We start from the raw sequence: 12190 nt of genomic DNA on the forward strand, positions 1-12190 counted from the left end.
AGGCCGCTAGATTCTGGTTACTGTCTATTTGCCAGCGTAAACCCGTACCGAGCGGTCTCGAAGCGAAATGACCGTGCCGTTCGCGGCTGGACGAAGCCGGTTCGCCTGCCGCGCATCGGCAAAGTGGCACGGTTGAGGTGCCATGTGCCCGAGGCCATATAGGCGGCGAGGATGTAGTCCGGGTGCCGGTCGAGGTTCGTGCGGGCTCGGTCGTAGCGCGTGGTGGTGTGCGGGTCGGCATGGTGGGCCGCGATCTGCATGTCCCGCAGCCTGACTCCGGCATCGAGCATGGTGGTCACGAACGTATGCCTTTGTGTCCGCAGAGGCTGTGTGCGGTCGGGTTCGTGTGGCAATTCTCGTAGCCGTTGGTCGTCGGTAACCTTCGCGACCGATGTGACGGCCGGTGTGGCTTTTCTCGACCTGGTGCGCGACGGACATCATGGTCTCGTCTGGGTGATGTTGGATTCGATTTTCGGGCGATCGGCCCTGCGATGGCGGTTCGGTGTTGGTTGTTGGGGACGGGTCAGACGATCCGGAACTGGGTGAAGGAGTTCCAGGACCAGCGCGCCGAGGCTGATGCGGAGTTGACGCTGAACTGCCTTGTACGACACCAGATTCTCCCCGGGCCGGCGAGGAGGCCGACCGCGTCCGAATCGTTGCCCCGGGTAACATGTTCCGCGAACGTGATGGCGTCCTTGCGGCTGAGGCGACAACGGACAGTGAGCAATTGGCGATCCACTGAGGAACAGGAGACCCCGTGTCTGCGCCTGGCTTCGCACCGGACGCTCTTGATGAGTTCGGATGCCCTACATGGATCAGCGAACTCGCCATCGACGATCCGAACCATCTTCTTCATGTGGTCCGCGACCTCGGACCGGCGGACGCACTGGAACTGTTGGGGGCCGAGCGGCGGTCGATCACCTCGTGTGAACTGCCCGCGGAGCGACCCGACAGGTGGACATCGCTGCCCAGAGCCGCCATCGCACCACTGAACCCGACTGCCGTGCTGTTGGCCGGGCGGATCGGTGAGTGGACCTTCGTCTACGACGATCTCGGCTTGACTCTTGGCCTGCCGCAGCCCGAAGGACAATCTCTGGAAGCTGCGCAGCTGCTATCGGACAAAGGCAAGGTAGCGGCAACGGGCTTTGTCACCATGGATGGGCCGGCGGGTTTCATCTACGCGGTCGACGGGGACCTGCTGACCAGTCAGGAATTGTCTGCCTTGGAAGAACTCGCCGACGACACACCGGCGGAAGTGCGAGGCGCCTTCGAGACAGCAGGGGCTTATGATATCGAGCTCGACGATTACATCAACATGCGTGCGGCCTGCATTCTGGCAGGGCTGCCATCCACTATGAGGGGCCTGCGGCATATCCCGCTCCTGGTCGCACCACTCTACTGACGACTCCGCCCAGCTATCAGGGATCCGACTCGGCGACCTTGTTCTGTTGGGCGGCATTTCGAGTGATCACGACCGGGTAGCCCCTTCCGGTGGTGACCGCGGCGACTGGACCGGCCAGGAGGAATGCTATTCACCACTCTGATCGCGGAATTATGGTGCGTTGTCAATCGGCCTGTCGGACTGGGGACGTACTGCCACGCGGGCTTCTACACCGTTGGTGGATCGAGTTCGCGTGTCATCCAAATCGAATCGCCGCGTTCGGGATCCAGGTCCACTCGCCCGCTGCGGTCGAAGCCGAGTTTCTCCAGCACCCGGAACGAAGCGGTGTTCCATTCCCGTACCGTCGCCCACAACCGTCGCCGTCCCGTACTTGCCGCGGCCTCGACAACGGCGCGGCCTGCCTCGGTTGCATACCCGCGTCCGTGGGCTCGCTGAGCAAGCTCGAATGCGATCTCTGGTTCGTCATACGATGCCTGGCCGACGACCAGCCCGCAGTAACCGATGAACTCGCCGATATCTCGAAGCTCGATGGGAAGCAACCCGAGCCCGGGCTCGGCCCCAAGCGGGTTGGCCACCAACCTCTCACGCATTTCCTCGACAGTCGGCCGCCCGTTCGCACCGATCCTCCGCAGGGCCCGCACGTCGCGCTCGGCCCATAACGACCGATGCGCCTCCGCATCCGAAGGTCGCCATCGCCGCATCCGGAGTCGCTCGGTCGACAGACTCGCCGGGAAGTCGAAGTAGGCCGCCACGATCCGAATCTACGTGACAACCCGCCTGCTGATCAGCGCGTTCGACCGACCGAAACGATCTCGGCTCGTCGATCTTCAGCCCGCCTACTCGCCGCATTGAACCGCCCGACTCTCGGCATGTGCGAGCGTTGCCTACGGCTGTACGACGCTCTGCCCGTTGATCTTGCGAAGGTCCGCTGGTGGTCGGTCAGCGCTAGAGGCGGCAATCGAGTGCGTGCGGTCGATGCCCGGAACGCGGCATTATCGTGCGTTCGTGGAGCGTGTCTCCGATCTTCAAGCTAGGAGGCACCGACGATGAGCATGTCCATCCACTGGCAGCTGGAAGATTGGGCGAATGTTCGCGTGTCCGACGAGAACATCGAGGCAACAGCAGTCGCCTCCCAATACCTTCTGCGAGCAGTCACCGACATCGTGCGTGGCCTTCCCGGCCGTGCAGGAACATCGACGACGAAAGTAGACTCTTTATCTGCGATTCGGCGGGCGGTCGGGCCGTTCGAGGCCCACACCGCCCACTACGACGACGGTCCCTACACCCTGCATCAATTGTGGCACTCCCGGTTGACCCACGCGGCCGAGAAAGGCGCGTCCACGCCGGTGCTGATGAAGCTGCCCGGACATACGTGGGTGCGCAGCCTGGCGAAGTACGCGCCGGTGTCCGACGAAGGGCTGCTGCACTTCCAGGCCGACACCGATCCGGCCGCGAGGCGGACCGGACTGAGGTGAATTTGTCCTACCTCGTCTGTACCTCTCCTTCCGATCTCGGTGCCGGGCGTGGCACGGTGAGTGAGTAGTCGGCGACGTTTGGCCTCTTCGACCAGGGCGTCAGATGAGGGTGCAGCGGCCGGCCATCACAGTTCCGCCGAGGTCGATGGAGAACTCGTCACCCGGCCGAGGGGTCGTCATGAAATGAACCGATGGATGGCCTCGTTGGCGTGGTCCTGAAACGTGGGGTTGGCCAAATCGGGCAAGAAGTCCGCTTGGTTGAACAACGGACCCGTAAGCGTGTTGGCCGCGCTGGCGTAGAACACGCCGCTGGACAGGGTCGGGTCGGTGACGCCGTCGACGAGCCGCTTCGCTCCCACGTCGAGTTTGTGGGCGAGACCTAGGGCGGGCATGACGTATTTGGCTGCTAGCCGCATCGGTAGGGGAAGGTCGCTGGCGGCTTGTGTGCCGGTGGTGTTCCCGGGGCTCATGGTGATGAATCGGCGGTCGGGGTGTTGGCGGCCCAGGTAGGCCATCCAGAGGGCCCCGATGTACTTGGCCTGGCCGAACGCGAGGTTGAAGTCAGCTTTTCTGTCGGCGAAGTAGCTGCCGTCGATGACGGCGGCGAGTTCATCGGCCGAGGTTGAGACGAAGGATGGCCCTTTCATCCGCAACTTCGGAACTCCGCGGACTGCTTCGCTTCCGGCGAGGACCGCAACTTCGCCGAGCCGCCCCTGCGCCAGGAGCCCTTCGAGGAGGACTGCGTGGCCGAGGACGTTCGTCGCGAACCCGGTGGTGACCCCGTCAGCGGTCAATCCCATCGCCCGCGGGCCAATGACACCAGCGTTCATGACCAATGCGTCGACGGATCCGTCGATGGCCGCCAGGCCGGCTCGGACCGAACCCAGATCGGCGACATCCACGACAACGATGTCAAAGATGCGTCGGCCGGTAGCGGCTTCGAGTTCGGCCTTTGCCGTTGTCGCCCGATCTTCGTTCCGGCAGGCCAGGTAGATGCGCGCCATCTCGGGACGTAATGCCAGTTGCCGGGCCACGTCCTTGCCGATCCCGGCATTGGCGCCCGTAACCAGACCGGTCTTGCTTTTCAGATCAGTCATTCGTGCGCGTCCCTTCTAAAAATGGGTTACACAACTCACTATGACGACAGCAGACTGGGTTGTCAAACCCAAAATCTGCTAATCTGGGCTCATGCTCGACGAGACGACAGACCGGCCGAGGCTCACACCCAAGGGCGCGCGTACCCGGGCGCGAATAGTCGAGGCCGCCGCCGCTCTGATCCATGAGCGCGGAGTGGCGGGCACCACCTTGGAAGACGTCAAGGTGGCAGCAGACGTCAGCGGCTCGCAGCTGTACCACTACTTCCCCGACAAGAACGCGCTTGTTCAGGCGGTGATCGACTACCAAGCCGACACCATCGTCGAACGCAACACGCACGTGCTCGGCAGCGCGAACGGCGTCGAAGCCTGGCGGAACATGGTGATTGCTGCGGCGAGGCGCACCCAAGCAATAGGCGGCTGCCAACTTGGTTCGCTTGGTGGTCAACTCGCCGAGAGCGACCCCGAGGCCCGAGCACTAATCGCGGCAGGGTTCGATCGGTGGGCAGCCGCTATCAGCGATGGACTCGGAACCCTTCATGCCGACGGGAAACTCCCGCCCGACATCGACCCGGACGACCTCGCCACTACGCTGCTCGCGACGCTCCAAGGAGGGCTTCTACTCGCCCAGGTACAACGGGACATCCGTCCGTTCGAAACCGCGGTCAATACCGTCCTCGATCTCGTGATCGGCAGATGAGCCAAGCCGGGTTCGTTCACAGCCATGGTCGGCTCACGGCACCTGGATGTGCACGCGCAGCTGCACAGGCTGCACATGGACCGCAGCTGTAAGTCGCTATTTTTGGCGGTGCCCTCCGCAGGGCGTGGCAGTTGTGATGGGTATGCCAACCAAGCCGGAGTTGCTGACCGCCAAGGGCCAGGACATAGCGCGCTGATCAAGACCCTGAAATCGGCATGTGCGAGCGTTGTCTACTGCTGTACGACGCTCTGCCCGTTGATCTTCCGAAGGTCCGCTGGTGGTCGGTCAGCGCGAGAAGCGGCCATCGAGTGCGTGCGGTCGACGCCCGGAACGCGGCAGTATCGAGTGCTTTATGGGGACTACCCGTGGCTGGTACCCCCAGGGGTGCAGCCAAGGTACGGCGGAAACCTGCAAGGGGGCCTCGGCCTCTTGCGCGTCAGTCCGGCAGCCAGTGCTGCTCGTGCGCCAGGGTTTTGGCGACGGCACGGATGCGGCGGTGTAGCGGTGACTGCTCGCGTGGGAGGACCAGGTGGATCGTCAGGCGGGGCGTGCCTCGCAGCGGCCGCCAGGTGAGACCGGCCGGTGTTGTCGTGACCGCGGCTTCTCCGGCCGGGGCGAGGGTGACCCCGTCGCGTAGGTCGCGCTGAGACATGTCGAAAGAGACTGCGGGCGTGTGGAATCGGGGGTGTGGCCGGATGTCTCGGAACAGTGCGGACAGCTGATCGTGGACCACTGGGTTGGCCGCACGGTCCGGGAGTCGCAGCGGATACGCGGCTGCGTCGGCGATCTCGATCTCCGGGTGTTCGGCCAGTGGATGGTGTTGTGCCAGCTGGACTCCGATGCGCTCGCGCCGCAGCAGGAACCGGTGCACGCCACGGCCCGGCTGTTCACCGCGGGTGATCCCGGCATCGATGCGGCCGTCGGCGACCGCGGGGGAGATCTCCGGTGTCGCCATCGGGACCGCGCCGACCTCGAGTCCCGGGCTGCTGCGAATGAGCCTGTCCACCAGGGCCGGTGCCGTCTCGGCCCCCGTGCTGAGGCTGTATCCGATGCGCAGCGTGCCCAGTTCACCGGCCCCCGCGCTCCGGGCGGTGTCCCATGCCCGGTCCAGCGCCGCCAGCGCGGGCGGCGCGGACTCCGCCAAAGCCGCACCGGCCGTGGTCAATACGACGCTACGCGTGTTACGGACCAGCAGAGCCGTACCGAGTTCCGCCTCCAATCGGCGCATCCGGGCACTGAGTGCGGGCTGCGCGATACCGATCCGTGCGGCCGCGCGAGTGAAGTTCAACTCCTGCGCCAGCACCAGGAAGTACCGCAGGCTCACCGTATCCGGCGCCACATGCCCTCCCTGTCGATTGATAACGATCCGTTCTGAGTCTATCCCGTACCGGTCTTTCCCTCGACCACACATCAAGCCCTAACCTGCGCATATGACGATTCAACCAACCGCGGTACCGGACATCGCACTCACACACACCGCCGACCCTGATCTGGATGGAGGTCGTCATGCATAAGTTGGTGGTCCTATATCCCAAGCCCGCCGATCCTGACCACTTCCGCGACTACTACGTGACCAAACACCTTCCGCTGGTCAGGAATTGGCCCGGCCTGCTTGCGTGGCGCTACAGCTTCGACGTGGCGGCGACCAGGGGAGAAACGCCGTATTTCGCGGTCTTCGAAGCCGACTTCGCCGACGCCGCCGCCATGGCCGCGTCGCAGGCGTCGCCGTACGGCCAGCGGGCGGCCGCTGATGTCGTCAACTACGCCACCGGCGGTGTGGTCGTCATCCACTATTCGGTGCAGGACGGCATCGGCTGAGGCAGGATGGCACGCTCGGGGACGCGTTCGGCCGTTGCAGCCAGGTCCGGCTATCGGCGGGACGCCGTTCGCGGTTGCCGGTTCGTTGAGAGTCGAAGGTGGGCCGATGTCCTGGCCAAAGGTCACGGTGGTTGATGCGTGCGTGCGGCGCGACGGCCGGGGCGGCAGCCCCACGGCCGTCACCGACGACGACCCGGCGGCGACGGACGCGGACCGGCGTGGGGTCGCCGCTGCGGCCGGCACCTCGCACGCGGCGTTCCTTCCTGCCGAACCCGGGTATCGGGGGAAGGTATCTACCGTAAACATCGACCGTGGGCTCATTGCCCGAGCGCGGAATTATGCTGGTGGCCAGCCGATTCCAGGAGACCCGGATCGACTTCCGGACCATGGGCCTGCGGTATGAGCGGACGTTCATCCCGAGGTTGTCGAGTGCACGGAGAAGGTCTAGCCCGGTGATGTCGTGCCGCGCAGTAGCGACGGCACGATCAGGTCGCACGAATTCGCCAGTCTTGTCGGCGTACAGGTTGGTGTGTACCAGGGAAACGTGCCGTTCACCGCCCTGTAGACCGCAACGCCGAACAGGCAACCCACGGCGAGGATCGCGGTCAGGCTCGGGAGGGCGCAGAGTCGGATTGACTGTCGACCAACGGGTGCCGCCGTCACTGCGGGAAGGTGAACCGCGTCTGCGTATACGGGTCCTTCCCAAAGGCGAGGATCTTCATCGGTGCGATCCCGAAGACCAAGCCGGTGCGATTCGCCAGGTCGTGGAACGTGCCGTCGCCGACGGTGAAGTCCCAGTCAAGCTTCGACTTCCACAGGCGCGCAAGCTGGTCCAACCGTTCGGTGTCGGTGACTCGAATGGCTGTGCCCTCCACCACCACGTCCAGGCCGGTGCGCAGCGTGTTGCATCCTGTCGTCAGCACACAGCGGGGATCGCCGATCAGGTTGTGCGCCTTCTGTTCCCGGTCGCCGGTACAGACGTGCAGCATACCGGCGTCCCAGATCGCGGGGAGTGGAGTGACATGCGGCCGTCCGTCTCCGCGCAGGCTCGATAGCCAGAACATTTCAGCCGCCTCCAGTGCGTGCTCGACGACCGACCATTTCGGCGGGGTCGCTCCAGGCTCGCTGAACCGGTCGTCGAAGCGCACGGCGGGTGTACGGATGGGCATGGCAAACCTCCTGGAGAAGTCACTATCTCTGTAAGGACGGTCTGCGGCTCGGAAAATCATCGGCCGGACGGCTGGGGGCTAGCGCCGTTTATCGCTGAACCTCTGGTATTCGGCAATGCCGGACGTTGGAAAACATTTGTCAGCCAATCGATCTGGACGCTCGATCGATGCCCGGAACGCGGCAAGAGCGGATGTTTCAATGGGGGAGTGTTCGTTACCCAGGCAATTATGTATCGGGCAGTTGGTGCCAGCATTGACAGTTTGCCACGCAGCAGTGGCCTGTAGGGCGTCCAGCCCCCAAACATCTCCTTCGATTTCCACAGTATGTGCTCGGAAATCGGAGGAGCATCGCACGAAGGAGATCGCGACGCGCCCTCGAGTTCGCGTACGGTTTGACCGCCTCGCCTCTTGCTTGCGCAGAGGTGAACTGGACCGCCTGTGGGCGACGTACCGGTTCAGCGATCAGAACTCCGCTCGGATGCCGGGGTCGGCCGCAAAGCATGCGGATCGCGCCTTGTGGGCCGACCGGAGGTCAAGGGGTGACGGTCAGCGGTTCTCCCGGGCTGATGACCTTGACCGGGACGTCGGGGACGAGGCGGTTGACGGCCTCGACGAACAGGCCGGGGTTCTTGTCGCTTTTGAGGAAGAGCATGTCGCCCACCGTGCCGCCGGTGAAGGCGTAGTGCTGTGGGATCGCGAGCTTCGGGCGCAGGGTGGCGGTGAGCTCGGCGGCCTCTTCGGCGTTCATGACGACCTGCTTGTTTCGCGCCATCCGGATGTGCAAGCCGTTGACGGGAAGCAATGCCACATCCAGCGGGCCGTAGCGGTCGGTCAGGGTGTGCAGTTCCGGGATGAGCAGCGTGTCGCCGGCGAAGTAGACGCTGCGTCCGCCGCCGCTGATCACGTACGTGACCTCGTACACGCCGTGTTTGCCGGGGGCGGCGGAGATGGTCAGGTCACCGACCCGTGCGGACTGCCACGGCTCGAGCGCGCGGACGTCGCTGAATCCGGCCTTGCGGGCCTTCTCGACGACCGGCCCGGCGACCAGCAGGGGCACGTCCTTGCGGGGGTAGCGTCGGAAGGCGTCCAGGTCGCAGTGGTCGTAGTGCTCATGGCTGATCACGACCGCGTCGAGATGCGGCAGCGCTTCGGGCTGCAGGGCGATCGGCTCGCCCGGGTGGTAGAAGGTGCGCTGGCTGAACCAGGGGTCGGTCAGCACGGTCAGGCCGCCGATCTGGATCAGGTGGCAGCTATGGGTGATCCGGGTGATGATGAGAGATTCACTCATGAGCGGTGCCTGCCTCGTCGGCGAGGTGGGCACCGTTCATCGGGGTGCGCTGCGGTCGGATGACCCGGTGGCTGATGCGCCAGCCGTCCTCGTGGCGACGCAGGGTGTCCAGGTGCGTGACGCTTCCCATCGTCCCGTCCGCCATGATCATCAAGCCCTTGGACTGCACGGTGACCACGTCGTCGGCCGCGCCGGTGATCACGACGTTCGTGACGTGATGAGCGATCGGGCCGCCCGCGCCGAGCTGCAGTGCGCCCTTCCTGGCCGCCTCGATCCCTTCGAACGTTCCCACCCCCACGGCGCTGAGGTCGTAGACGACCTCGGGAGTGAAGATCTCCTCGAGCCGATCCAGGTGGCCTCCGTCGACTATGTGCCCGTGCAGGGACAGAGTCTCGGCGATCGCCCAGCGGTCCGTGTCGTCCAGCTTGTACGTCATTTGGTTCTCCATTCGCTTTGGTACTGCGTACCAGACGATACTAGATACCTTCAGGGACCGCAATCGGGCAACGGTATGCTCGCCGTCATGACCCAGCCCCTGCCCCTGGTGGAACGCAAACGGCGCCAAGCGCGCCAACGCATCATCCAGGCCGCGCGGGAACTGTTTCTCGAGCGCGGATTCGACCACGTCTCGGTCGGGGACATCGCCGAACGCGCCGAAGTCGGCCGCACCACGTTCTTCCGCCATTTCGGCGACAAACAAGAAGTCGTCTTCGCCAGGGAACAAGACCTGCTCGATACGATCGCCGCCGCCGGGCAGGCACACCCCTCTCCCGCCCCGCGAACCGCGGCCGAGGCCATCGAACAACTCCGCCCGATCGTCCTGGACTTCTGCGCCCAGGCAGCCGCCGACCCGCAGGCCTACATCGACCACTTCCAGCTCATCGAGCAGCACCCGGAACTACGCGCCCGCGACGCCATCAAGATGCAGCAGCTCGCCGGCAACCTGAGCGACGTCCTCGTGCATCGCGGATCCGACGAGACCACCGCCGTCCTGGCCGCACAAGTAGCCATCGCCTGCTGCCAGGTCGCCAAGCACCTCGCCAACAACCCGCACACCCTGGTAGACGAGACCCGGGCCGCCTTCAGTCAGGTGCTCGCGCTCGGAACCGGTGCCACTCAGTAGGCCAACAATCCATGGTCCGTGTGCAGCACCTGTGTCGGCTACCTCGCACCGTTACCCATGCGGCCCGACAAGAGCCTGGCATGCCGCCCGTCACGCCCCGCCCGCGCTTATTTTGGTTCCAGTTCTCGCGCCGAGCGAGCAGAGATGGTCGGCCTGGATCGGAGGCTCCATCGTCGCGGGTGTGCCGGAGTTCGAAAACAGCCGGATCACCCGCGCCGAGTATGACGACAACGGGGCAAGCGCCGCTCATCGCACGACCTACTGGCGGCAATGGCGGCGGCGTACGGATGCCTTGTGCGATAGGCCCATCCGTACGCCCTCAATTCGGCATGTGCGAGCAGTTGCCTACTGCTGTACGACGCTCTGCCCGTTGATCTTCCGAAGGTCCGCTGGTGGTCGGTCAGCGCGAGAAGCGGCATTACCATGTGTTGTGCCGTGCGGCCGTGTGTTGTCGTCGCGGCTTGAACTGGGCTGTTTGGCTCGGCGTCGGCGCTGTGCGCGTGGTGGTCGCCGCGAGCCGGATCAGGGTGCTCGGGTGTCGCCATCGCAGCGAAGCTTGCTTTCGTGCCTGGTACCTTCACTCGGTGTCATCGGTTGAGGATCGTGTGCGCGCTGTGATGACTGCTCCGTTGAGGGAAGTCCGCATTGCGGAGCAGCCGGTGAGGCCGCGGGAGGGTTTGATCGAGCGGTGGAACCTTCCCGAATCCGATAGGCAAGCACTGCTGCGGTGGGGACTGCCATACGACAAGCAGATGCGGCCGTTTTTTCAGACAGGGGCCGATCCGGAGCTGGTGGCCAACTTGGCTGGGGGACAGGAACTGTCGGCGGCATCGCCCGGCGAAAGCCTCTACACGCTGGTCCACTGGGGCCGGGAGGATCTCCAGTTGCGGATCGGTGCTGTCGCGGGCACGGGCCGCGTGCTGAAGATCCAGCCGAAGCCGACCACAGCTGGCGACCTTCCGCCAGTGCTGCGGGAGACTTACGCGGACCTCTATCACGCATCCGTCGAGTTTTTCAGCTCGTCCGTGGCCCAGTTCGTCGAGACGTCTTGGCGCTGTCACTTGGCGCGACGGATCGCCTGCGAACTGTGGCAGGACGAGCCCGGGCACGACAGGCCATGGAGGGAGTATGAGGTATGGCTGAGCCGCCTGCAGGACTGCGAGCGGATCATCCTCGAGCACATCGAACGTATCGACGGTCAAGTCCGCGCGGATGACGCTGGCACTCTCTGGACGACGGTCGTTACGGAACTCACCCATCCGGGCAATTAACAATCGCCGTGGCGAATTCTGTACTTCCGTGCACTCGTCTGAACCATCGCTCATCGGCTACTACCGGGCGTTCCGGGCTGGTGATGGATGCGGCGGGGTTAGGCCACTGCCGTCGGCATTCGTGAACATCTGCGGAGGGTGCAGGCGGTGCCACGCCACCAGGATTCGTGAACGATCGGCCCGCAGGAATTATCCCGACCGCGGGCAGCCCAGTCTCGGTGACCTCGACCACTGCTGGGCCGCTGTCGCCTACGAATCCGTCCGCAGCTACGTCGCTGATCGCCGCGGACCAAGCCGCCTGCCCGAACCCCGATACCCTCGATCCTATGATCGTCTGGTTGAACGGAACCTTCGGCGCCGGGAAGACCACCACCGCAGCAGAATTGGTCGCACTTCTGCCCGGGGCGCGGGTCGTCGACACCGAGGAAGTCGGGTCATGCTCCGCCACGTCCTGGCCTCCGAACCCGTCCGGGACTTCCAGGACTGGCAGCCGTGGCGCGGGCTGGTCGTGGCCGGCGCGACACAAATCCTCGACCACGTGGGCGGCATCTTGGTCGTTCCCCAGTCCGTCCTCGTTCACCAATACTGGCGGGAGATCCGCTCCGGACTCGGAATCGCGAACGTCCCACTGCATCACTTCGTTCTCCACGCCGAACGTGACGAACTGCTTCGCCGCATAGAAACCGACCCCACGATGCCGAACTCGACATGGCGCCTGGAACACCTCGACGACTACGACGCCGCCCGCTCCTGGCACAGGCAGGAAGCCCACGTCATCGACACCACCGGGCTGCAACCACAGGAAGTCGCGGCCCAAATCGCCACCGCCGCAGGCCTATCCGTCTGACCG

14 protein-coding genes and 1 pseudogene are annotated in these 12190 nt (G+C 64.6%); 8 read left to right on the forward strand and 7 right to left on the reverse strand.

What is annotated here, in order from left to right:
• Positions 1-17 precede the first annotated feature (17 nt).
• Complete coding sequence (locus tag JZ791_RS11295) at positions 18-299, reverse strand: hypothetical protein (protein WP_216894188.1); 282 nt, start codon at positions 297-299, stop codon at positions 18-20.
• Positions 300-757: 458 nt separating this feature from the next.
• Here JZ791_RS11295 and JZ791_RS11300 point away from each other — a divergent pair, with 458 nt between their 5' ends.
• Positions 758-1402, forward strand: a complete 645-nt coding sequence (locus tag JZ791_RS11300) for a hypothetical protein (RefSeq protein WP_216894189.1) — start codon at positions 758-760, stop codon at positions 1400-1402.
• A 206-nt stretch (positions 1403-1608) separates the two neighbouring features.
• Here JZ791_RS11300 and JZ791_RS11305 read toward each other — a convergent pair whose 3' ends face one another.
• Positions 1609-2103 carry a GNAT family N-acetyltransferase gene (locus JZ791_RS11305; RefSeq protein ID WP_254205569.1) on the reverse strand — a complete coding sequence of 165 codons (495 nt, stop codon included), beginning with the start codon at positions 2101-2103 and terminating at the stop codon, positions 1609-1611.
• Between the two features lie 345 nt (positions 2104-2448).
• On the opposite strand from JZ791_RS11305, the gene JZ791_RS44940 reads away from it, so the two are divergent.
• Complete coding sequence (locus JZ791_RS44940; RefSeq protein ID WP_254205562.1) at positions 2449-2877, forward strand: hypothetical protein; 429 nt, start codon at positions 2449-2451, stop codon at positions 2875-2877.
• A 176-nt stretch (positions 2878-3053) separates the two neighbouring features.
• Here JZ791_RS44940 and JZ791_RS11315 read toward each other — a convergent pair whose 3' ends face one another.
• Positions 3054-3974, reverse strand: coding sequence for an SDR family NAD(P)-dependent oxidoreductase (locus JZ791_RS11315; protein WP_216894191.1), 921 nt, complete (start codon positions 3972-3974; stop codon positions 3054-3056).
• A 91-nt stretch (positions 3975-4065) separates the two neighbouring features.
• On the opposite strand from JZ791_RS11315, the gene JZ791_RS11320 reads away from it, so the two are divergent.
• Positions 4066-4671 carry a TetR/AcrR family transcriptional regulator gene (locus JZ791_RS11320; protein WP_216894192.1) on the forward strand — a complete coding sequence of 202 codons (606 nt, stop codon included), beginning with the start codon at positions 4066-4068 and terminating at the stop codon, positions 4669-4671.
• Between the two features lie 436 nt (positions 4672-5107).
• Here JZ791_RS11320 and JZ791_RS11325 read toward each other — a convergent pair whose 3' ends face one another.
• Entirely contained in the window at positions 5108-6010 is a 903-nt protein-coding gene (locus JZ791_RS11325) for a LysR family transcriptional regulator (protein WP_216894193.1), read from the reverse strand.
• A gap of 167 nt (positions 6011-6177) precedes the next feature.
• Here JZ791_RS11325 and JZ791_RS11330 point away from each other — a divergent pair, with 167 nt between their 5' ends.
• Positions 6178-6489 (forward strand): EthD family reductase, encoded by a 312-nt coding sequence (locus JZ791_RS11330; RefSeq protein ID WP_216894194.1) that lies wholly within the window; start codon positions 6178-6180, stop codon positions 6487-6489.
• A 659-nt stretch (positions 6490-7148) separates the two neighbouring features.
• Here JZ791_RS11330 and JZ791_RS11335 read toward each other — a convergent pair.
• The 3 genes from JZ791_RS11335 to JZ791_RS11345 all read right to left on the reverse strand — a co-directional run bounded on the left by JZ791_RS11335 (position 7149) and on the right by JZ791_RS11345 (position 9382).
• A complete protein-coding gene (locus tag JZ791_RS11335; protein WP_216894195.1) occupies positions 7149-7658 on the reverse strand; it encodes a pyridoxamine 5'-phosphate oxidase family protein in 510 nt (169 codons plus the stop codon).
• Between the two features lie 532 nt (positions 7659-8190).
• Positions 8191-8946, reverse strand: coding sequence for an MBL fold metallo-hydrolase (locus tag JZ791_RS11340; protein WP_216894196.1), 756 nt, complete (start codon positions 8944-8946; stop codon positions 8191-8193).
• The gene (locus JZ791_RS11345) at positions 8939-9382 is read right to left on the reverse strand and encodes a nuclear transport factor 2 family protein (protein WP_216894197.1); all 444 of its coding nucleotides are present in this window, start codon (positions 9380-9382) and stop codon (positions 8939-8941) included. The genes JZ791_RS11340 and JZ791_RS11345 overlap by 8 nt, the downstream gene beginning before the upstream one ends.
• Before the next feature lie 87 nt (positions 9383-9469).
• On the opposite strand from JZ791_RS11345, the gene JZ791_RS11350 reads away from it, so the two are divergent.
• The 4 genes and pseudogenes from JZ791_RS11350 (at position 9470) to JZ791_RS11365 (ending at position 12187) form a co-directional block, all read left to right on the forward strand.
• Positions 9470-10069: a TetR/AcrR family transcriptional regulator gene (locus JZ791_RS11350; RefSeq protein ID WP_216894198.1), complete on the forward strand. Its 600-nt coding sequence runs from the start codon at positions 9470-9472 to the stop codon at positions 10067-10069.
• 31 nt (positions 10070-10100) lie between these two features.
• A pseudogene (locus tag JZ791_RS46795) lies at positions 10101-10313 on the forward strand (hypothetical protein); the annotation flags it as partial.
• Between the two features lie 148 nt (positions 10314-10461).
• Positions 10462-11340 carry an SUKH-4 family immunity protein gene (locus JZ791_RS11360; protein ID WP_308162887.1) on the forward strand — a complete coding sequence of 293 codons (879 nt, stop codon included), beginning with the start codon at positions 10462-10464 and terminating at the stop codon, positions 11338-11340.
• Between the two features lie 436 nt (positions 11341-11776).
• On the forward strand, positions 11777-12187 hold the full coding sequence (locus JZ791_RS11365; RefSeq protein WP_216894201.1) for a nucleoside/nucleotide kinase family protein: 411 nt from the start codon (positions 11777-11779) through the stop codon (positions 12185-12187).
• Positions 12188-12190: the final 3 nt, after the last annotated feature.

The sequence above is a fragment of the Nocardia alni genome (assembly GCF_019038435.1).
Taxonomy (GTDB): domain Bacteria; phylum Actinomycetota; class Actinomycetes; order Mycobacteriales; family Mycobacteriaceae; genus Nocardia; species Nocardia alni.